Genomic DNA, 19,401 nt, shown 5'->3' with positions numbered 1-19,401 from the left:
GGCCGAATCTAACAAAAGGAAATTGTGTTGCAAGCGAAATTTCGCCTTTTATTAATACCCACAGTTGGCGCATGGATACTCTTTTGGCGCCAAAATAGGTTTTGTCAGTTCGGCTATGTGATTGCCTTTGGGTAAATGCAACCAGGGGAGGTGTTTAAGAAATAAACAGGCGTTTGTCCTTTACGCCCCACGCCCATTACGCGAAAATAGCGCCCCTTTTAAAGCCCCAGCCAATGTTGGCCGGACGCCCGTCAAAACCAAGGAGCCCTTCCATGGCCTCACGCAACACTCTCGCTAATGCTATCCGTGCTTTGAGCATGGACGCCGTTCAGAAAGCCAAATCCGGTCACCCGGGTGCCCCCATGGGCATGGCCGACATCGCCGAGGTGCTTTGGAATGACTATCTAAGCCATAACCCAGCCAACCCAAACTGGGCCGACCGCGACCGCTTCATTTTGTCTAATGGTCACGGCTCCATGCTGATTTACTCCTTGCTGCACTTGTCGGGCTACGACCTGCCCATGAGCGAGCTGAAGCAATTCCGCCAACTGCATTCCAAAACCCCTGGCCACCCCGAATACGGCTACGCGCCTGGTGTTGAAACCACCACTGGCCCCTTAGGTCAGGGCATTGCCAACGCCGTGGGTATGGCGACTGCCGAGAAAACCTTGGCGGCGCAGTTCAACCGCGACGGCCACGATATCGTCAACCACTACACCTACTGCTTCTTGGGTGATGGCTGCATGATGGAAGGTATCTCGCACGAAGCCTGTTCACTGGCCGGCACCTTAGGCTTGGGCAAGTTGATCGCCTTCTACGATGACAACGGTATTTCCATTGACGGCGAAGTGGAAGGTTGGTTTACCGACAACACGCCGGCGCGTTTCGAAGCTTACGGCTGGCATGTGATTCCGGCGGTAGATGGTCACGACAGCGCTGCTATTAAAGCCGCCATTGAAGCTGCCCGCGCCGAGCACAACAAACCCACCTTGATTTGCTGCAAAACCATCATCGGTTTTGGTTCGCCCAACAAGCAGGGCAAAGAAGATTGTCACGGCGCGCCCTTAGGTGATGACGAAATCGCCTTGACCCGCGCCAAGTTAGGTTGGAGCCATGCGCCCTTCGACATTCCTGCCGAAGTCTATGCCGGCTGGGATGCCAAAGCCAAAGGCGCCGAGCGCGAGCAGGGCTGGAACGCCAAGCTAGAGGCCTACCGTGCTGCCCACCCTGAATTGGCCGCTGAGTTTGAGCGCCGTATCAAGGGTGAATTGCCGGCCGATTTTGCCGCCAAGGCCGATGCTTACATCGCCGAAACCCAAGCCAAAGCCGAAACCATTGCCTCGCGCAAAGCCTCGCAAAATACCCTGAACGCTTTCGGCCCCATGCTGCCGGAAATGCTCGGTGGCTCCGCCGACTTGGCCGGTTCAAACCTGACCATTTGGAAGGGCTGTAAAGGCATCACGGCCGAGGACGCAAGCGGCAACTACCTTTACTATGGCGTGCGCGAATTTGGCATGAGCGCGATGATGAACGGCATCGCTCTGCACGGCGGTTTCGTGCCTTACGGTGCAACCTTTTTGATGTTCATGGAGTATGCGCGCAACGCCATTCGCATGGCAGCGTTGATGAAGCAGCGCAATATTTTTGTATATACCCACGACTCCATCGGCCAGGGCGAAGACGGCCCGACCCACCAGCCCATCGAGCAAATTGCCAACCTGCGCATGACGCCAAACTTAGACACTTGGCGCCCAGCCGATGCCACCGAATCGGCGGTAGCCTGGAAGGCCGCGGTGCAGCGCAGCGAAGGCCCAACGGCGCTGGTGTTCAGCCGTCAGAACCTGGCGCCACAGGTGCGCACGCCAAACCAAGTGGCTGATATTTCGCGCGGTGGTTACATCTTGCTAGACACCAAAGGCACGCCAGACGCGATCATTATCGCCACTGGCTCTGAGGTGAGCTTGGCCATGGCAGCCGCTGAAAAATTAAACGCTGCGGGCAATAAAGTGCGCGTGGTGTCCATGCCGTGCACCAACGTGTTCGATCAGCAAGATGCCATGTACAAAGAGTCGGTTCTGCCCTTGTCGGTATTGCCGCGGGTTGCTGTTGAAGCGGCGCACGTTGACTACTGGTACAAGTACGTGGGCCTCGATGGTCGCGTAGTCGGTATGACCAGCTTCGGTGAGTCGGCGCCCGGTGCGGCACTGATGGAGCATTTCGGTTTCACAGTTGATAACGTGGTGGCCACCGTTGAAGAACTGCTGGGCTAAGGCCTTGTTGCTGCGCAACGCTGGCGTTCAACAATGACCGTCAGGGTTGCTATTAACGGCTACGGCCGTATCGGCCGCTCGGTGCTGCGCGCGTTATTTGAAGCGCAACTCGCCGGGCGCGCCACCAATCTCGATATAGTGGCCATCAACGAACTCGCCGATGGCGCCACTATTGCGCACCTTACCCGCTACGACTCCACCCACGGCCGCTTCGCCGGCCCGGTGCTGTTGCACAGTGAAAAAAAAATCGATATCGCGCATTGGTCTATCACGTTATTACACGAGCAAGACCCAAGTGCTTTGCCCTGGGCCGAGCTCGACATCGATTTGGTGTTAGAGTGCACCGGCACCTTTAACGATCGCGCCACGGCGCAAAAACACATCGACGCGGGCGCTAAACATTTGTTGTTTTCACACCCGGCCACCAGCGATGTGGATGCCACTATTGTGTATGGGTTTAACCACAAAAGCTTAACCGGTTTAGAAACTATTGTGTCGAACGCCAGTTGTTCTACCAACTGCATAGTGCCGGTGATTCACGTACTCGATCGCGCCCTCGGTATTCAATCGGGCATGCTTACCACCATTCACTCGGCCATGAACGATCAACCGGTAATTGATGCTTATCACCACACCGATCTACGCAAAACACGTTCGGCTTTTCAGTCGATTATTCCGGTGGATACAGGCCTAGCGCGCGGTATTGATCGGCTGTTGCCGTCGTTGGCAGGCAAGTTTGAAGCCCAGGCCATGCGCGTGCCGGTGGTAAATGTGTCGGCTATTGATTTGAATTTGGTGGTGTTGCAACCCACCAGTGCCAGCGCCGTTAATGACTTGTTAAAAACCGCCGCCGAGCAAGAGTTTGATCAAGTACTTGGCTATACCGACGAACTGCTCGCCAGCTGGGATTTTAATCACGACAGTCGCTCTGGCATCGTCGATGGCGGCCAAACGCGAGTTGCCGGCAGGTATCACATTAAGGTGCTGACCTGGTTTGATAACGAGTGGGGTTTCGCCAACCGGATGCTCGATACCGCGAGCTTTTGGGCGCACCAATTTTAGATTTTTAGCCAAATAAGAATTCGAAAACTTTTACATTTTTTAAGGAGAATGCACCATGGCTGTCACGCTGATGCAGGATGTAGATTTAAAGGGTAAGCGGGTACTGATTCGCGAAGATCTCAACGTGCCAATTAAAGATGGCAAAGTGACCAGCGATGCGCGCATTCGCGCCGCACTGCCCACTATTGAGTTGGCAATCAAAGCCGGCGCCAAAGTGATGTTGATGTCGCACTTGGGCCGCCCAGATGAAGGTGTGTTCGATGAGGCCGCCTCACTTAAGCCAGTGGCCGAACATTTAGCTGGTTTATTGGGTTGTGCCGTACCTGTTGTTAAAGATTGGCAAGCCGGTTTCGAGGTGGAAGCCGGGCAAGTGGTGTTGTTAGAAAACGTGCGCTTCAACCTGGGCGAAGGCAAAGATGCCGACGAGCTGGCCAAAGCCTACGCGGCACTGTGCGACGTATTTGTGATGGACGCCTTCGGCACCGCGCACCGCGCCCAAGCCTCTACTCACGGCGTGGCTAAGTTCGCACCCATCGCCTGTGCCGGCCCGTTATTGGCTGCTGAATTAGATGCGCTTGAAAAGGCCTTAGCCAACCCCGCGCGCCCCTTCGTGGCTATCGTTGGTGGTTCAAAAGTGTCTACCAAACTTACCGTGTTAGAAACACTGTCTGAAAAAGTGGATCAGTTAATTGTCGGCGGTGGCATTGCCAACACTTTCTTGGCGGCCAGCGGCAAGCCTGTGGGCAAGTCTTTGTGCGAGCACGATTTGATCGACACGGCCAAAGCCTTAATGGCCAAAACCCATATTCCCGTGCCGGTGGATGTGGTCACCGGTAAAGCCTTTAGCGAAACCGCCGAAGCGACCGAAAAAGCGGCCGATGCGGTGGTCGCCGACGACATGATCTTCGACATAGGCGCCAAAACCAGCGCCCAGTTGGCGGAGATCATCAAAGGCGCAAAAACCATCATTTGGAATGGCCCAGTTGGCGTATTTGAATTCGATCAGTTTGGCGAAGGCACCAAAGCCTTGGCTAAAGCCATTGCCGAATCCGATGCCTTCTCCATTGCCGGCGGTGGCGACACGCTCGCAGCGGTAGATAAGTACGGTATTGCCGATCAGGTGTCTTACATCTCCACCGGCGGTGGCGCCTTCCTCGAATATGTTGAGGGCAAGGTGTTGCCGGCCGTTGCTATGTTAGAAGCGCGGGCCAAGGGCTAATTGCCCCTCGAAAACAGCATGACAGCGCTGGCAGGGTAAAAATCTCTGCTAGCGCTGCCGGCCAAGTTACACAATGACAGCGCTGGCAGGGCAGGAATGTGCGCCTGTGTTACCGGCTAAAGTGCTAGAATAGCCAACAACAAAATTGATCTAAGCGCCACAGAGCGCCCCCCCGTAGAACAGACCGGAAAACCGGCACTACACTTAAACGAGAGCGGGCTTATACCACTAGGCCTGCAAGAGAAAAGAGAAGGATACCCTCATGGCTTTGATTAGCTTGCGTCAGCTGCTGGATCACGCCGCCGAACACAATTACGGTGTGCCGGCGTTCAACGTAAATAACCTCGAGCAAATGCGCGCCATTATGGAAGCGGCCGACAAAACCGATTCGCCGGTGATTGTGCAGGCCTCGGCCGGTGCGCGCAAATACGCGGGTGCGCCTTTCTTGCGCCATATGATCTTGGCCGCCATTGAGGAATTTCCCCATATTCCCGTGTGTATGCACCAAGACCACGGCACCTCGCCGGCGGTGTGTCAGCGCTCTATTCAACTGGGCTTTTCCTCGGTAATGATGGACGGCTCTTTGAAAGAAGATGGCAAAACCCCGGCCGATTACGACTACAACGTAAAAGTTACCCAGCAAGCCGTGGCCATGGCTCACGCCTGCGGTGTATCGGTTGAAGGTGAATTGGGTTGCTTAGGCTCTCTGGAAACTGGCGATGCCGGCGAAGAAGATGGCATTGGCGCCGACTGTAAGCTCACCCACGAGCAAATGCTAACCGACCCAGAAGAAGCGGCCGAGTTTGTGCGCGCCACCAAAGTGGATGCACTGGCCATCGCTTGTGGCACCTCGCACGGCGCTTACAAATTCACCCGTCCACCCACAGGTGACATTCTGGCGATTGATCGCATCAAAGCAATTCACGCGCGCATTCCCAATACGCATTTAGTGATGCACGGTTCGTCTTCGGTGCCGCAAGAGTGGCTGAAAATCATCAATGAATTCGGTGGTGCGATTCCGGAAACCTACGGTGTGCCTATCGAACAAATTTGTGAAGGTATCAAGTACGGCGTGCGCAAAGTTAATATCGATACCGATTTACGTTTATCGTCGACCGGTGCGGTGCGTAAATTCTTGGCCGAAAACCCCAAAGAATTTGACCCACGTAAATTCCTCGCCAAAACCACCGAAGCGATGCGCGATATCTGTATCGATCGTTACCAAGCTTTTGGCACCGCGGGTCAAGCCTCTAAGATTAAAGCTATTGATCTGGAAGCTATGTACAAGCGCTACGAAAGTGGTAGCTTAGATCCCAAAGTTAATTAAAGTTGGGGTGTAACGGCAGCTGCGGCTGCCGTTTTTATTGATGAAACCTATAAAAAGAATAAAAAAAACTATTGATATTGGCGCGGGTTTTACCCGCCAAGCCATTGACGCGTTGTTGAACCAGCGCAACCCCCTCTATTTTAATTATGCGCAAGATAGCGCCCGCGAAAAATCCAGCGCCGAAGCCCAGTATGAAAAATTCTACGGCTTAGACAGATTCAATACCCAAGCCTTTCACGGTTTTGGCTTTCTACCCTTACCTGAGCGCCCCACACGAAAGGAAAGAAATTTCCCTAAGGGCAAACAAGAACTCGTAGAGCTGGCCGTGCACTACTGGCTACCGGAAAATCCAGTAGCCAGTTTATATGTGTTGCATGGTTACTATGATCACGTGGGGCTGTTTGCCAATGCCATTGCCTTTGGCCTTGAAAATAACTACGCCGTGATCACCTTTGATCTACCCGGTCATGGTTTATCGGGCGGCGAGCCCGCCGTGATCGATGACTTCCAAACCTACAGCTTGGCCTTGGATACCGTGCTCGAGGCGAGTAAAAGTTTACAGCTCACCGGCCCTAAACTCGCCTTCGCGCAAAGTACTGGCTGTGCGGTATTGTTGAAAAATCAACTCGATAAAAAACAAGCCAGTATTGAAGCTGATGATTTTGATGCACAAGTACTGTTGGCGCCTTTAGTGCGCCCGCGCGGTTGGCGTTCGGGTCAGTATTTACATTTACTCTTGAAGCCCTTCGTCACCCAATTAAGGCGCGAATTCGCCCTCAATTCCCACGACGAAAATTTTCTGGCCTTTCTGCGTCACGATCCACTGCAAAGCCATATTCTCTCGGTGCGCTGGGTTACCGCCATGAAAGCCTGGTTGCGTCAGTTGACCGAAAGCGATAATAAAAGCCTCTCTGTGCCCACGTTAATCGTACAGGGCAAAGAAGATACCACTGTCGATTGGCGATTTAATATTCCGGTGTTAGAACAGAAACTGCGCAACATGAGCTTGCTGTGGCTAGGCAATGCGCGGCATCAGTTGATCAACGAAACGGAAAGTGTGCGGGATCAGTATATGTCTACGGCGGCGGCGTTTTTGAAAAATAGTGGGAAGGGGTAGGGGTTGACAGTCTACAAAGAAGTTGACAGTTGACAGGAAAGGCGAAAAATAAAAGCCGCAAGCCGCAAGCCGCAAGCCGCAAGCCGCAAGCCGCAAGCCGCAAGCCGCAAGCCGCAAGCCGCAAGCCGCAAGCCGCAAGCCGCAAGCCGCAAGCCGCAAGCCGCAAGCCGCAAGCCGCAAGCCGCAAGCAGCAAGCCGGATGGCCGGCCCCCGCAGCTGCAAGCCATAGCAAGAGTAAAAATAAAACAGATGCGAAAACTGGATTGAAAATAAGCGGAGGGGGTCATGACTGAGCAGATTAGTTTAGAAAAAATTCAAACTTTGCTACTCGACCATGTGGCAGCGACCGATGATATGCCCTTCGGGCCGGATGTTATTGTCTATCGCGTGTGCGGAAAAATGTTCGCGTTGCTGGCGTGGAAAGAAGCCCCTATGTTCATCAACTTAAAATGCGACCCCTTTCAAGCGGAGCTCTTAAGAGCCGAGTACCCCGCGGTAAAACCCGGTTACCACATGAATAAAAAACACTGGAACTCTGTTTGCCTAGATGGCTCCGTGCCTTGGCCGCTGGTGTGTCAGTTGGCGGATGACTCCTATGAGTTAATTGTCGCGGGGTTGAAGAAGTCGGAAAGGGAGGCGTTGAAGAAGGGTGGACGTTTTCTTGTCTAGCCACAATTGGAAGACTTCAGTTATAAGCCCGAATGAACCCTTCTCTTGCTAACGGAAGGTGTGTTTTCCCACTCAAATTGGCTCAAAAAAGAGCTATCCATCCATAAGCGTCCTGTTGGCATTTCAATGTGTTTTTATACAGATAATCTTAATCTCGCAAGAATATTGGCTCGAAAACAAACCGTGCCGGCACGGTTTCCACCCACCGTAAAAAATAACCCTATGTAAAACAATAAGTTACGAACCTAGAAAAAAGGATACTGAGACCACGTGTTCTAGCTACCAAGCGCACACGTTTTGTTTCGCCCATGCTATGATTCGACAAATTTAAATAGGTAAATCAACAGCTTGTAGATGTTGATTTAGACGCCAGCGAGCAAACCGAGCCGGCACAGAATTAAAATGTTATTTCGCCTTACCTTTTTTAAGTTTGTTTTGGGTTCAGTAAGTTATTCAAAAGTGTGCCAGTAAGTCGGCATGCCAGCATCAAGGAATGTGCTGCATCAAAGTCCGCAGTTTATTTCCCTGTGCTAATAGTTGGTTCACCGCGCAAGGCGTGTTGCATGCCTGGTTCGTGGTTTGCCCTAAGTGGGTTTCAAAAGTGTTCAGGTAAGGTATTCTTACCCAAATAATCAGCCTCTGGCTTCGCGTTGCTCCGCTAAGTGCGTTGTAGCAGGTGCAAACCGGCGGCAAATAACAAGGTGGTGTTGTAAGCACCGCAAAAAACGCGGTGCGGGACGGCTACGCTGTCGCTGCGCCGCCCCAAACCACGGCGTTAGGCCCTCCTAAAATCATCATGAACCTAGATAACGAGATATCAGAATTTAGAAAGTCATTTAGCGATAGTAGTCCTCTCGCTAGAGTTTTGATGGTGCTGGGATTTTTCTTTACGCTAAGCTCCATCACTTCTATCTCCTCCTTAATAATTGAATGGCAAGGCTTTATCCTTGACGCCATAAACTTCTACCATAATTACTTTGTCCTACCAGTATCTCAAATAGCAGAAAAGGTTGGGTTTAGCTATTCGCAAATGGAAATTCACGTAGCAACAATGTCGTCCATTTGCATTGCAGTTGGAATGAGAATTCTTTGCATGGGCCATGCTGTTGCATTTCGAGAAATAAACTTAAAATACAATAGTAATAGTTCTCCAAACTTTGTGGTTTACTGTTTAATAGCCATTATTCTCCCCCTCTTAATATGGGGCTGGTACGGATACTCAGAACCACCGATTTACCCTTTAATGGCCGTTTTTACAGTAACGTGCTATCCGATTTTCATAACTGCCCCTAAATTCATTGCATCAAAATTTGGTGAACAGCAGTTTGAGCAAGGGAAATTTAGTTATTTTAAAAGCTATTACCTTTATATGGCGGCTATATTTATCATTATTGGCGTGCTTGCGGGCATCAATGCTGGTCTACATGAAACTACAGCCTAACAAGCACATTAAAAACCGCTTCACTTCGTTGCGCTGGACGTCGCTGACGCTCCGCCTTTTATGTGGGCGTTGAGGCTGTAGAAAAACTCCCAAAAATCGACGTTTTTTGATAAAATTCGGCATCGCTAAAGGGACTTTTTCCTATGCCAAACTTCAAAAAGTATTCCTACGATCAAACCGCCATGGTTGTGGTCAACTTCAAAGATCAGCTACGCCCCAATACCTTCGAATTCACACTTCATCACCTGATCGAAGATCATATTAATCTTTCTGCATTTCACGAAAAGTACAAAAACGACGGCGGTGGCCGTACAGCCTATGATCCCGCGATCCTTTTGAAGGTCATTTTGTTTGCTTATTACAAAGGTGTGCACTCAAGCCGTGATATTCAGTGGGAATGCGAGAACAATATTATTTTCAAAGCCTTGTCGTGCGATACAGTTCCGCACTGGACAAGCATTGCTAGCTTTATCAGCAGCTATCCTGATGCCATTGAGGCCGTGTTCGAAGAAATATTATTGGTGTGCGAAGAGCAAGGCTTGTTAGGGCATGAGTTGATTGCGATTGACGGCTGTAAAATGTCATCCAATGCGGCGAAGGAACACTCTGGTACCTTGGATGAGCTAGAGGCTAAGCAGTATAAGATTCAGCGCCAAATAAAACAGTGCATGAAAGAGCATAAGCGCCTAGATAAGCGCAAGCCCAGAGAGCGTGAACGCAAAGAGCAGCTGGAGCAAAGCATCGATACCCTAGCGCAACACGCCAAGAGGATACAGAACTTCCTAAAGACAGCAGCCCCACGGGCAGATTCGAACTCCTGATAAATCTGCATTCACCACGTCCATGTGGCTCATGGGGCAGGGCAAAAGACCAAAGGAGATTAAGAGCAATATCACCGATAGCGAATCGGGAAAAATGCTGACCAGTAAGGGCACGATTCAAGGCTACAACGGCGTTGCCGCCGTGGATAAAAAACATCAAATAATCGTGGAAGCGCAAGCGTTCGGTGAGGGCCAGGAACACCATACGTTAAAGCCAATTCTCGAAGGTATAAAAGGACGCTATAAAAGAACCGGTATCAGTGAAGATATATTGGCGGAACAAATTATTGTTACTGCCGATACCGGGTTTGCCAATGAAGCAAATTATGAATACCTAAAGGCAGATGGTATCAATGCCTACATACCTGATAATCAGTTCCGCTCTCGCGACCCTAAGTTTAAAAAGCAAAAGGAAAAGCACGGCAAGCGCCATCAAGATACTGCTAAAGGAATCAAGCAGGTAATCCCCGCTAGTGAATTCAGGCTTAATAAAAGAAGCAAGACCTGTATTTGCCCTGCAGGCAATGCGATGTGGCTACGCAACGAGACGCAGGAGCCCAGCGGGAAACTGAAGTTATTCTTTGAGGGAAAATTAACGGATTGCCGTCGTTGCCCACTAAAAACCCAGTGCATGCGCAACCCATCATCAGCCGATACCCGTGAAGGAAACGGTCGCCAAGTATCATTTACCGTAAACACGCACAAATCCGCAACCTACTGGATGCAAAAGCGTGTGGATAGTCAGTATGGCAAACAAGTTTATGGCCATCGGATGTCTGTCGTCGAGCCTGTGTTTGCGAATATAGGCACAAACAAAGGGCTAAATCGATTCTCTTTGCGCGGAAAAGAGAAGGTTCAAGGTCAGTGGCGCTTATATAGTATGGTGCATAACATCGAAAAACTCATGAAACACAGCTCAATAGGTTGGTAAAGGGAGTTATCCACAATAACTACGCCTAAAAATCAAAAAAGTACGCATAAGAAAAGTTATGTAAAACGGCGCTGATTGATTTATGATCAGTGAAAATATCAAGGAGTAGGTTGTGGATAAGTGTTTTCCTAAGAACGTTTTTCTACAGCCTCGTTACATGGCGCTGGGGAGAAGGCGAAGTCCTAGGTGATCTTGAAAGGGAAGGAAGTCTTTATCTGCTTGAAGCAAGCTAACCTGATGCTCTATGCAGAATGTTGCAATGATGACGTCAATGGTTTTTCGTACGGTAACGCCTTTCGCTCTTAAAGCTCTAAAGTTTTCAGCGCTTTTGATCGCAAGAGAAACGCTCGATAGTTCCCTTACGTCAAACGACATTAGCAATCGTTTTGCAGTATCAAAGTCCTTTTTGCGCTTAAAGCCCTGAAGGACTTCGGTGAGGACTAGGTCCCCCACAATTAAATGTTCGGTACCTAGGAGACTATCTAGGTGCTCACTGGCTTTGGTCGGGTGGCCATTGAAATAGTCTATCCAAACTGACGAATCAACCAGGATCACTTATTAGTCCTCATGGCGTCTAAATCACCCTCCCATTTCAACTTGCCTCGAAAGCCCTTGACGCTTTCCTGTTTTTTCAATCTAATCAACACCTTAAGGCCCTCTTCAACAGCCTCTCGTTTGGTGGCTAGGCCGCTAAATCTGAGCGCTTCATCCATCAGGGTGTCATCAATTACTATGTTGGTGCGCATATTAACCTCGTGTGTATTTTCTGCCTTCCGAATACACATTATGGCTGCATGTAACAAAGCGGTCAAGCTGACGGCTATTCCGTCGCTTGGTTTATGCGGTGGCCGCTACGCTACCGCAACACCAATCAACTACATGGCCGCAGCTTACCGCGGCGTTAACTTCTAATCATGAAAAGGAGATCATCATGTTCCCAAAGGAATTTTTCATAGTCCCAGAAGAGCTTTTCAGGCTCGGTAATTCCACAAGTCCAAAATTATCGAATGTTCGGCCAAAAGACATTGATACAACAGAGATAAATGGAATTCGAGTGATTATTGCCAATGGCAAGGGTATAAGTGTCTTTGATAAGGAAGGAATAAATGAATCCCCGATGACCGGTTGGGTTTGGAGATTCCCGCCAAATACAAAGCCTCCCATTGGTCTGAAAATGGTGCATGATAAACCTCATCACTATTGCATATCTCCCACACAGAACATGCCAGTAGACAAATTCAAAGGGCTTCTAGAAGAAATGGCGCTTAAAGCAACAAGAGTCTTTAATAAGGAAGGTAAAGTGGTATGAAAGGCTTTCAGTTAAATTTAGTAGAGTCAGAGATAAAAATAATTCTTGAAGCATTGACGGAAATGGAGAAAAGAATGTCGGATATTTGCGAATCTTCGAAAGATGAAGATGAAATCGCAGATGTAGGCAATGACTTAATTGAGGTTAGGCTGCTTTTAAAACCGCTCAAAGAAAGAGCAGTAGAACAATTCGGTGCAAACATAGTTAATTTTTCACGCGAACTGCTATGAAGTTAACAAGTAAAGGCAAACCGACGCGCAAACAGCGCGCGCGGTTGCTTTAGGCGTTATGCAGAAAGGCAGATATGAGAATAGTCCTGTTAATTTTAGTTTTTATCGGATTTATTCTTGGCGGTTGTGTATTTGGCGATGAAGTCCCGCAATTAGATTATTGTGTTGGCTGGAAGGTGCGTGATACTTCAAATATAGTCTTGACTGAGGAAGTAAACTTCACTCAGATTGAGCGCGATTTTAATGATTACGACCATGAATGCGCTCAAGAAAACCTAAAGGAGTTGAAAATTTTTAAGAGTAATGGCGCAACGTACAGAAACTTCCGTATGCGGGGAACACAAAAATTTCCTTCAGGCTACGCTGTATTAAATTTAAGTAATGAGGTTGAACTTGCGGTTTATAAGCCATGGTAGGCCCGCATAACAAACGCCACCAATTCGCCGCTGTGCGGCTGGACTCGCAACTAATCGTTGCTCGCCAATGTGGCGGGCGTTAAGTCTATGAGCGAAGAGATGCCTAAAGTACGAGTTCCGAAACAACACACTAGGTTTTTTAATGCGTACACTCTCGTTGTTTTGGGTTTATGGGTTGCTGCTGGGTTCTATTTCGATATATTTGACAATGAAAGCTCGGTGGAAACACCTATTAAGATTCTATATTTTTGCGTTGTGTTTCTTTTACTTTTCGTGTTGTCTTGGTTAAGAAAAGTAGAATTCAAATGCCCTAGTTGCAACGCATCCATCCCAAAGCCAGTAGATGAATACGTGAATGGTGGAGATCCTATATATCACTATTGCAAAGCATGTGATGTATTGTGGCACGTAGATACCCGATCAACAGATGGATAAAGACTTAACAATTCAAACCAGCAAGAGCCTGCGGCTGGGACACGCTAACGCGTGCCCCTGTTTGAGGCGTTAGCAAGAAGAGTATCTGCTAAGCATGAGAACAAAGAGTCTGTTTCATTTCACCAAGAACTTAGAAACGTTGTTCCTAATAATGGAAAATGGTTTTTGGCCAAGGTTCTGTTATGAGGATATTAGTTGGTGCAGCAAAGAAAGCTTCTTTCTAAATGCAATGGTTTGTTTTTGTGATATATCGTTGCCTAAGCTAAATAACCATACAGAGTTCTATGGTCGCTATGGCATAGGAATGACTCGCGAGTGGGGCATAGCGAATGGTTTAAATCCACTAATGTATGTATCTGAATATTCCTATGCCTCAGTCTCATTAGCGCGGATGTTGCAGAATCCTGATCTAGAAAGCATAGAAGGTAAAATGGACGCTTTGACTACGCTCGCGTTTACAAAGCCGCTTTCAGGGAAAATGATGATGGGTGAAAATGAAGTTGAAAAGGACTTCTATGAAGAGTGTGAGTGGAGGTATGTTGATATATCAACGGGAGGCCTTCACCCTGATGACATCTCTAGAACTGGTGGCCTAGAATATCACAACGAATCGACAAAAAGCGGCTCATTGCAATTTGAACCATCTGATGTTCGTTATGTATTAGTTGAAAATGAAGAAGATGTAACGCCAATTGTGGATTTTATAAATGCCAAAATGGGAAAATTTAGTCATAACGATTTAAAGCTGTTGGTCACAAAAATAGTGGTATTGTCAGAACTTAGAGCGGACATATAGAAATTGCTAACAAGGGTGGCCAATTCGCGGCTATCGCCGCAGGACTCGCTTTCGCTCGCCCTTGCCACCGGCGTTAATGTGCTCTGCTTTTTGGGCGAGCTTTTGTACTCGTAAGAAACATTGAGCAAGCTTTAGAAATCGGCATCAGGGAGTGTGCCGCGTCCAAATCGCAGTTTCTCCCCCGTACAAATTGTAGTTCCGCAGTGTCATCGCGTGTGGCATTCTTGCGGGTAAATTTAAGTAGTTGTGGCTACGCTCCCGCTTCGCAACGCGCTTTGTCGGGGCACCGTAGTTCGCTACATTAACAAGGCAATCTTTGGGACAACCTACGCGTTGCTTCGGTTGCCCCAAATTGCGGCGTTATACCTGCAAGGAAATAAGATGAATAAAATATTAATAATGCTTTCTATTTGCCTAACTGCTTGTACAAATCTACAGCCTAAATTTGAACAGTCTGAGATTGACTCTGGTGAGCTTTCTTTTATAAAAACGAAAAAAATAGGTTTTTTTAGTGGAAAATTCTTCCCCTGGATTCACAGCGTTTACGATATAGATGGAAATAAAATTGTTCAAATGGCTGCATATGCAGACCGGATGAATAAATTATATCTACGACCTGGTGAATACTTATTGGTACTCTTGTGTGATAGTGGCAATGCGTATGGGCACCCATCCATAGCTGTAAATCTAGAGCCTGGTAAAACCTATGAAACTTCGTGTGAAATAGTCAAGCCGGGAGCAGATGATACAGATGCCGAACAAGCTGCATCATTAGTCGCTAAGTTTGAGCAAATTTAATTCAAAGGCGCGTGGCTAGTATAACAAACGCAACCAAAACGGGCTGGCGCCCTCGACTCGCTACGCTCGCGTTTGTTGCAGGCGTTATGTCGTAGAATATTTGACCATTTGCTAGCGAGTCTTTATATATAACTCAATCGAGGACGTCAGCACAACAGCTTCACGTGGAAAGGTTTGAAGGATATGCTTAGGCGTTCCAATCAGCGTTTGTGCAAACCCCGATCGCCCATCGATTGGTCTAAGGGCGTCTGTGTAGTACGCGTGCAATGATATTATTGAAGAGCTGGATGCGGTAATTCTGCACGTCCGGATCTGTATGGCGCGCCTCGATAGCGGGGGGTTCTACCATGACTGTGTAAATCTATTGTTGGGCTAAGAATGTAGTATGAAATTATTAAAGTATTTTGCCGGTTCGTTGATAATTAGTTTTGGTGTTTTGGTGTTTTGGTGTTTTGGTGTTTTGGTGTTTTGATGGTTGTGGCGATAATAATGAGATCTATTGGTATCGATATCCCACATGAGATTTCGAGCTATTTACTACTGATATGGATATCTATGGCATTGGTCTTAATGCCTTTCGCAAAAAGAGTGATAAGAATCGAATAAATTTAAGTGCTTCGTATCCATCAGAAACACATAACAAAAAATCAGGCGAGATATTTGAGCTTTCTTCTATGGTAGCCGATGTTAGCATCGGTATCCATAGTTCAGGCCTGCATCAACTTGGTGCATAGGTTGGTGCCGCAATAATATTTGTGGGATTTTGTATGGAATTATCAGGTGATGATCTCCTTCTGTTGAACTTTTGTGTGGCGATTCAAGTTTCGAAGGTATTCTCCGAATGCTTTAGGGAGGAGGTCATCATAAGAATCAAGCGCAAGCATCCGACTCGCGGCGCTCTCGACTGTTGCAGGCATTCGGGCAGTAGAGAAATACAAAAAATTGGGTGCCTGGTGAGGAAAAATTTGTTGTCGGTCATCAATAGATAGCGCCCAGTCTTACAGCCCCAAATACTCCGCCAGTAAATACACATCCCCACGTCCTTCGGATTTGCCAAAGTAGCTCACTGGGTCGCGTTCGTTATTTTCTAGTGTACCTATCTCGCAGTCGATACCATGTTGCTTGGCGAGGTTGTTAAATAGATCCACGGGAAATTTTAAGTGGGCGTTCTTGCCGATGGGTTGACTAATGCCTAATTGCCAGTCTGCGCAATCTTCGCTGTTGCATTGATCGATGAGCATGACTTGGTTTGCGGTATTGGCATGCGCGTAAGTCTGCAAGGCTGCTCGCAGCTCGGGCAGTTGCTTCTTTAGCTTTTTTTCTTGGCTTTCATCAAGGCCGTCACAGGCGACGAGTAGGTATACAAACATCGGTTCTTCCTGGTTCTGTGTTGCGCTTAGTTGCACAAAGGCGTTACTGAATTTATGGAATTCTGCAGTAACGGCGCTATATATCAAAGTGCGGATCTAGCAGATTGGTGGTATAGGCGCGGGTGGAGAAATAATGGTAGTTATATTAGCAGAGTCTCTATGATTGAGGTGGGCGAAAATGTGTTTATCCAGAGTGTAGGAGAGTATTGCTATTTTCTTGAGTCAAAACCTCGCCACGCTAGAAGCCTCAAGCCTCAAGCCTCAAGCCTCAAGCCTCAAGCAAAAACAAAAATAGTTCTTGGGCGCTAAATATTTACGCGCACCATAATTGCTTGCAGCTTGCAGCTTGCAGCTTGCAGCTTGCAGCTTGCAGCTTGCAGCTTGCAGCTTGCAGCTTGCAGGGGCCGGCCATCCGGATTGCAGGGGCCCGAAGCGTCGGACCGAGCCATCCGGATTGCAGCCCCCCGCCTTGCAGCCCCTGAATACTATTTAGCCAGGCACAGAAGTGTTAGCATGCTTGAATTGTGGCACAGCCAGCTATGCTGGGTGGCTGCCGCTATTTTTTGTTTTACAACAAGGAAATTGCTATGTCTATTACGCTCATGGATGTGATTTTTAACTTTTGGACGGCGCTCGCTGTGCTCGTGTTCATTGTTTTAAAGTCCTCTATAAAATTTGTACCGCAAAATCGTGCCTATGTGGTTGAGCGTTTCGGTCGTTATCAGAAAACGATGGTGGCAGGTTTAAATGGACTTATCCCCTTTATGGATAAAGTGGCCTATAACCAGTCACTGAAAGAACATGCCTACGATGTACCTAGCCAAGCGGCTATTACCAAAGACAACATTTCTTTGATTGTCGACGGTGTTTTATACCTGAAAGTATTGGACCCTTATAAGGCGTCTTATGGTGTTGACAACTATGTCTACGCGGTTACCCAGTTGGCACAAACCACGATGCGTAGTGAAATCGGCAAAATTGATTTAGATAAGACTTTTGAAGAGCGGGAAAGTTTAAACATTAATATTGTGAATTCGATTAATGTGGCATCTGAGCCCTGGGGCGTACAGGTGTTACGTTATGAAATTAAAGATATTCAACCACCGCGCACCATCTTAGATGCGATGGAGCGGCAGATGAAAGCGGAGCGTGAAAAGCGCGCGACGATTTTAGAATCTGAGGGCCATCGCCAGTCTGCTATCAACGTCGCAGAAGGTGCAAAGCAGGCGCAGGTGCTTGCAGCTGAGGCAGATAAGGCCGAGCAAATTTTGCGTGCCGAAGGTGAGGCGCAAGCGATTGTTGCCGTTGCAGAAGCACAAGCTAATGCCCTGGATACCGTGGGCAAGGTCGCTGCTACGCCGGAAGGTCAGAAAGCGATTCAGCTGGATTTAGCGGTTAAGGCGATTGAGGCGAAGAAACAGATTGCGCGGGAGTCTACGGTTGTTCTATTGCCCGATGGCAATAGCAGCCCCGCGTCGGTGGTGGCTGAAGCGATGACAATTATTGGAACGCTAAATACGACTAATAAAGCGTCGTAGTTGCTAATATTGAGTGGGGCTCTTGCTTAGAGCTCCAGATCAGTTTTTTAGAAATATTAACAATCGAGGTTTGCCATGCTCGACTATATCGTGAATCATCAAACTGAATTTTGGTTGGTTGTGGGTGTCGCGCTACTCGCACTGGAAGTGTTGCTGGGCTTTGCCGCCGGCGTGTTTTTATTCGCTGGGCTGGGAGCTTTGATAACGGGCGTGTTAATGCTGGTAGGCGTGTTGCCCGAAACGTGGATTGCCGGTATTTCGATGACCGGTATTAGCGCAGCAGTTGTGACGGCAATTTTGTGGCAACCGTTAAAGAAGTTGCAAGGCAAAGCCGTCGCAGAGAAAGATAACAGTAGCGATCTGGTGGGTTACGAGTTTGTGCTAGCGACAGATCTTAGCCCGCTGGTACCTGGCCAAATACAGTATTCCGGCGTGAGCTGGAAAGTGGTGTTAGACCCAAGATCTGGTGTGCAACAAATTAGCGCTGGGCAAACCGTAACGGTGAGTTCGGTAGAGGTGGGCGTGTTTAAGGTGAAGCCGCTTGTTTAGCTTAATACGCCAGCGCGCGAGCAGCGTCCTGGCAATCCTAATGGTCACATTTGCACTGCCTGTGTTAGCGGAAGAGAGTTTGGTGATCCGTGCCCTACCCTTGTTTGAAGAGTTGCTACAGCTAGATACTGCAGTATTTGAATCTTTTAACCATTGTGAAAATTCAGAAAAGTTGCAGGAGCACGCAGGCTACTTTTCAGCTGACGTTGAGTTTTATCACGATACTGGTGGCGTTACGTGGGATCGCGAGACAATGATTGCGAACACGAGTCAATATGCCTGCGGTAATTACACGCGCCAACTGGTGGCAGCAAGTTTTAACGTTAGCCCGATAAAAGATTTCGGTGCAATTACCAAGGGCGAGCATATCTTTTGTCAAACCAAAACAAAGGTCTGTGAAGGCAAGGCTGAGTTTGTAATGGTATGGAAAAATACCGGTGATAAGTGGCAAATTACACGCGTGCTAAGTTACGGTCATCGCGACAATCGATAGTTTTTAAAATGTTAACCCTGCTAGATGTTAATCCTACAAATGTTAAGTGGCACTAATTTTCTCGCAACAGCGAAAAACTGGAGGGTTGCTTGTGTTAGAACTAAGACCCAATTGCGAAGCATGCGATCGAGATCTACCGCCTGACTCAAAAGAAGCGATGATCTGCACCTTCGAATGCACGTTTTGCAAATCTTGTGCTGACAGTAAGTTTAAATATGTCTGCCCGAATTGTGGCGGCAATCTTGTTCAGCGACCGATAAGGCCGGTTGAAGCGTTAAAATTCAATCCGGCGTCTAGCAAGCGCATTTTTAAACCAAGAGATTAAAACTATGAATAAGAAAGTCATCGGTGTTGTATTAATTGTGGTGGGCGTTGCATTGGGTGCTTGGGGTTACGATGTTTATGATTCCGCCACGTCACAGATAACCCGCGCGATTAATGGTGAGGCTCCTTTCGAAGCCTGGGCCGGTATGGTGGGTGGTGTTATTTGTATTCTTGTGGGGATCTTAAGAATTAAGTAGCAGCCTAGGATCGAAACAACGTTAGTTTTTCAGGCTTGCAGGGGGGCGACGTGTTGGAACAAACTACCCGTCTTGCAGCTTGCATCCCT

The 19,401-nt window shown here is 48.2% G+C and carries 20 protein-coding genes and 1 pseudogene; 18 read left to right on the top strand and 3 right to left on the bottom strand.

The genetic code is table 11. The annotated features are described in order from the left end of the window. Positions 1 to 272 precede the first annotated feature (272 nt). The 8 genes and pseudogenes from tkt (at position 273) to QWY82_RS20020 (ending at position 10,857) form a co-directional block, all read left to right on the top strand. Positions 273 to 2,270 (top strand): transketolase, encoded by a 1,998-nt coding sequence (tkt, locus tag QWY82_RS02520; protein WP_290259586.1) that lies wholly within the window; start codon positions 273 to 275, stop codon positions 2,268 to 2,270. Positions 2,271 to 2,303: 33 nt separating this feature from the next. Continuing rightward, on the top strand, positions 2,304 to 3,332 hold the full coding sequence (locus QWY82_RS02515; protein ID WP_290259584.1) for a type I glyceraldehyde-3-phosphate dehydrogenase: 1,029 nt from the start codon (positions 2,304 to 2,306) through the stop codon (positions 3,330 to 3,332). A 55-nt stretch (positions 3,333 to 3,387) separates the two neighbouring features. Next, positions 3,388 to 4,551: a phosphoglycerate kinase gene (locus tag QWY82_RS02510; protein WP_290259581.1), complete on the top strand. Its 1,164-nt coding sequence runs from the start codon at positions 3,388 to 3,390 to the stop codon at positions 4,549 to 4,551. Positions 4,552 to 4,813: 262 nt separating this feature from the next. After that, positions 4,814 to 5,878 carry a class II fructose-bisphosphate aldolase gene (fba, locus tag QWY82_RS02505; RefSeq protein ID WP_290259580.1) on the top strand — a complete coding sequence of 355 codons (1,065 nt, stop codon included), beginning with the start codon at positions 4,814 to 4,816 and terminating at the stop codon, positions 5,876 to 5,878. Positions 5,879 to 5,918: 40 nt separating this feature from the next. Further along, positions 5,919 to 6,995 (top strand): alpha/beta hydrolase, encoded by a 1,077-nt coding sequence (locus QWY82_RS02500; RefSeq protein ID WP_290259578.1) that lies wholly within the window; start codon positions 5,919 to 5,921, stop codon positions 6,993 to 6,995. A gap of 285 nt (positions 6,996 to 7,280) precedes the next feature. After that, positions 7,281 to 7,664, top strand: a complete 384-nt coding sequence (locus QWY82_RS02495; RefSeq protein WP_290259576.1) for an MmcQ/YjbR family DNA-binding protein — start codon at positions 7,281 to 7,283, stop codon at positions 7,662 to 7,664. 796 nt (positions 7,665 to 8,460) lie between these two features. Then, positions 8,461 to 9,105, top strand: coding sequence for a hypothetical protein (locus QWY82_RS02490; protein WP_290259574.1), 645 nt, complete (start codon positions 8,461 to 8,463; stop codon positions 9,103 to 9,105). Between the two features lie 143 nt (positions 9,106 to 9,248). Continuing rightward, a pseudogene (locus QWY82_RS20020) lies at positions 9,249 to 10,857 on the top strand (IS1182 family transposase). A 153-nt stretch (positions 10,858 to 11,010) separates the two neighbouring features. Here the strand turns inward: QWY82_RS20020 and vapC are convergent. Both vapC and QWY82_RS02470 read right to left on the bottom strand, forming a co-directional pair. Further along, the gene (gene vapC / locus QWY82_RS02475; protein ID WP_290259568.1) at positions 11,011 to 11,412 is read right to left on the bottom strand and encodes a type II toxin-antitoxin system VapC family toxin; all 402 of its coding nucleotides are present in this window, start codon (positions 11,410 to 11,412) and stop codon (positions 11,011 to 11,013) included. Next, positions 11,409 to 11,603 (bottom strand): type II toxin-antitoxin system VapB family antitoxin, encoded by a 195-nt coding sequence (locus QWY82_RS02470; RefSeq protein ID WP_290259565.1) that lies wholly within the window; start codon positions 11,601 to 11,603, stop codon positions 11,409 to 11,411. The genes vapC and QWY82_RS02470 overlap by 4 nt, the downstream gene beginning before the upstream one ends. A 185-nt stretch (positions 11,604 to 11,788) precedes the next feature. Here QWY82_RS02470 and QWY82_RS02465 point away from each other — a divergent pair, with 185 nt between their 5' ends. From QWY82_RS02465 to QWY82_RS02445, 5 genes are all read left to right on the top strand, one after another. Continuing rightward, positions 11,789 to 12,166: a Tse2 family ADP-ribosyltransferase toxin gene (locus QWY82_RS02465; RefSeq protein WP_290259564.1), complete on the top strand. Its 378-nt coding sequence runs from the start codon at positions 11,789 to 11,791 to the stop codon at positions 12,164 to 12,166. Next, positions 12,163 to 12,396, top strand: coding sequence for a hypothetical protein (locus QWY82_RS02460; protein WP_290259562.1), 234 nt, complete (start codon positions 12,163 to 12,165; stop codon positions 12,394 to 12,396). Before QWY82_RS02465 ends, QWY82_RS02460 begins: the two co-directional genes overlap by 4 nt. Positions 12,397 to 12,470: 74 nt before the next feature. Continuing rightward, complete coding sequence (locus tag QWY82_RS02455; protein WP_290259561.1) at positions 12,471 to 12,812, top strand: hypothetical protein; 342 nt, start codon at positions 12,471 to 12,473, stop codon at positions 12,810 to 12,812. 586 nt (positions 12,813 to 13,398) lie between these two features. After that, positions 13,399 to 14,043 (top strand): abortive infection system antitoxin AbiGi family protein, encoded by a 645-nt coding sequence (locus QWY82_RS02450; protein WP_290259560.1) that lies wholly within the window; start codon positions 13,399 to 13,401, stop codon positions 14,041 to 14,043. Between the two features lie 381 nt (positions 14,044 to 14,424). Further along, positions 14,425 to 14,841, top strand: a complete 417-nt coding sequence (locus tag QWY82_RS02445; protein WP_290259559.1) for a hypothetical protein — start codon at positions 14,425 to 14,427, stop codon at positions 14,839 to 14,841. 998 nt (positions 14,842 to 15,839) lie between these two features. Here QWY82_RS02445 and QWY82_RS02440 read toward each other — a convergent pair. After that, entirely contained in the window at positions 15,840 to 16,211 is a 372-nt protein-coding gene (locus QWY82_RS02440) for a hypothetical protein (protein ID WP_290259558.1), read from the bottom strand. Positions 16,212 to 16,798: 587 nt separating this feature from the next. On the opposite strand from QWY82_RS02440, the gene QWY82_RS02435 reads away from it, so the two are divergent. The 5 genes from QWY82_RS02435 to QWY82_RS02415 all read left to right on the top strand — a co-directional run bounded on the left by QWY82_RS02435 (position 16,799) and on the right by QWY82_RS02415 (position 19,312). Further along, a complete protein-coding gene (locus tag QWY82_RS02435; RefSeq protein ID WP_290259557.1) occupies positions 16,799 to 17,749 on the top strand; it encodes an SPFH domain-containing protein in 951 nt (316 codons plus the stop codon). 75 nt (positions 17,750 to 17,824) lie between these two features. Beyond that, positions 17,825 to 18,298, top strand: a complete 474-nt coding sequence (locus QWY82_RS02430; protein ID WP_290259556.1) for an NfeD family protein — start codon at positions 17,825 to 17,827, stop codon at positions 18,296 to 18,298. A 40-nt stretch (positions 18,299 to 18,338) separates the two neighbouring features. Further along, positions 18,339 to 18,791 carry a nuclear transport factor 2 family protein gene (locus tag QWY82_RS02425; protein ID WP_290259555.1) on the top strand — a complete coding sequence of 151 codons (453 nt, stop codon included), beginning with the start codon at positions 18,339 to 18,341 and terminating at the stop codon, positions 18,789 to 18,791. Positions 18,792 to 18,837: 46 nt separating this feature from the next. Further along, positions 18,838 to 19,116: a DUF1272 domain-containing protein gene (locus QWY82_RS02420; RefSeq protein ID WP_353958672.1), complete on the top strand. Its 279-nt coding sequence runs from the start codon at positions 18,838 to 18,840 to the stop codon at positions 19,114 to 19,116. A gap of 4 nt (positions 19,117 to 19,120) precedes the next feature. Beyond that, a complete protein-coding gene (locus QWY82_RS02415; RefSeq protein ID WP_290259553.1) occupies positions 19,121 to 19,312 on the top strand; it encodes a DUF3185 family protein in 192 nt (63 codons plus the stop codon). Positions 19,313 to 19,401 lie beyond the last annotated feature (89 nt).

Origin of the sequence: Simiduia curdlanivorans, from assembly GCF_030409605.1 — a bacterium.
In the GTDB taxonomy this organism is placed as follows: Bacteria; Pseudomonadota; Gammaproteobacteria; order Pseudomonadales; family Cellvibrionaceae; genus Simiduia; species Simiduia curdlanivorans.
Note: the sequence above shows the minus strand (reverse complement) of the source record. Positions and strands in the feature narration are given on the sequence as shown.